This window comes from Thermus aquaticus (assembly GCF_001280255.1).
GTDB lineage: Bacteria > Deinococcota > Deinococci > Deinococcales > Thermaceae > Thermus > Thermus aquaticus.
Window position 1 is genome coordinate 1 of the sequence record NZ_LHCI01000091.1, and the last position, 1,102, is coordinate 1,102.

3 protein-coding genes and 1 pseudogene are annotated in these 1,102 nt (G+C 70.5%); 1 reads left to right on the forward strand and 3 read right to left on the reverse strand.

Features of this window, described 5'->3' with window-relative positions; translation table 11 throughout:
• The 3 genes from BVI061214_RS12235 to BVI061214_RS13105 all read right to left on the reverse strand — a co-directional run.
• Positions 1-89, reverse strand: an 89-nt coding sequence (locus BVI061214_RS12235) for a DUF2283 domain-containing protein (protein ID WP_156303181.1), incomplete at its 3' end; no start/stop codon positions are given.
• Between the two features lie 30 nt (positions 90-119).
• A complete protein-coding gene (locus BVI061214_RS00580) occupies positions 120-392 on the reverse strand; it encodes a DUF5647 family protein (protein ID WP_053766908.1) in 273 nt (90 codons plus the stop codon).
• The gene (locus tag BVI061214_RS13105) at positions 389-715 is read right to left on the reverse strand and encodes a DUF7718 family protein (protein WP_053766909.1); all 327 of its coding nucleotides are present in this window, start codon (positions 713-715) and stop codon (positions 389-391) included. Before BVI061214_RS13105 ends, BVI061214_RS00580 begins: the two co-directional genes overlap by 4 nt.
• Before the next feature lie 207 nt (positions 716-922).
• Between BVI061214_RS13105 and BVI061214_RS00590 the strand changes: the two are divergent.
• Positions 923-1,102 (forward strand): annotated as a pseudogene (locus BVI061214_RS00590) (hypothetical protein); the annotation flags it as partial.

The window sequence follows — 1,102 nt, forward strand, 5'->3', positions numbered from 1 at the left end:
ATCCCCTCGGCCACCTCCTGAACCGTGGCCGGCCCTTCCCCGAAGGCGATGTAGAGGGCATCCGCCTTTCCGTCGTACGTGATCCTCACGCTTCTCCTCCACCCGCTTTTCGCCTGGGGCTAGGCGGCCTGGGAGACTCCCAGGGGGACCTCCCTCTCCGGCAGGAGGAGGCGAAGGGGCTTGCCCCCCAGGAAGAGGGCGTAGACCAGGGGCCAGCCCTCGGGGTTGGGAGCCTCATGGGCCCACAGGAGGGCCTTCTGGGCCACCTCGGGCTCGTCCAAGGGAAGGGGGACCAGGCGGTAGGCCTCGGGGAGTTCCCCTAGGAGTCCCTTCTCCAGGAGTTCTTCCGTCAGAATCGCGTCCAGCTCTGCCAGCCTCTCCGCGGGGTTCACCAGGCCTCCTTTCCCTGGGCCTTGGCAGCCCGGTAGGCCTCAATGTACTCCTCTGCCCGCCTCGCCAGGTCGGTCTCCGCTACCCTAGCCGCCTTCCCTGGGTCCTGCGGCAGGTCCACGGGCTCGTGGGCGGCGATGCGGTTACGGTCCCGGTGGGGGGTTCCCCCTGAGGTGTCGTACCGGGCCACCCAAACCCAGCCCTCCTCCTCGGGGTCGTACCACTCCAGCTGCACCGCCCAGGACCGGGGCCGGCCCCGGTCCAGCTCCATGGTGAAGCGGAGGCGCCGGTCGGGACCGATGAGGACTTCCCGGCGGCGGACCATGGCCCCAGGCTACCCCGGCCGCATACCTTTCCACCCCCGGGAGGCCCCTCTCCCCTCGCCTCCCCTTGCGGGGTTTATGCGGGGATCCCCGGGGATCCACCGCAACTCCATGCGGGCCAGCCCCCGCTCCGGGCCCTTCCGGGGCCTTCCACTGCGCGAAGGTGAACTTTCGCGAAGGGGCGCGGGGCGGTGGTCTAGAATGGATCCATGACCAACCCCCTGTCCCAGGCCCTCGCCCTCTTGGAGGAGGGGAAGGACCGGGAGGCGGAGGCCCTCCTCCTCGCCCCCCAGGAAGGCCCCCTGGAGGCCGAGCGCCTGACCCTTTTGGGCTTCGTGGAGGCCCGCAAGGGGAACCTTCGGGCCTACCGCGCCCTGGCCCTGGAGGCC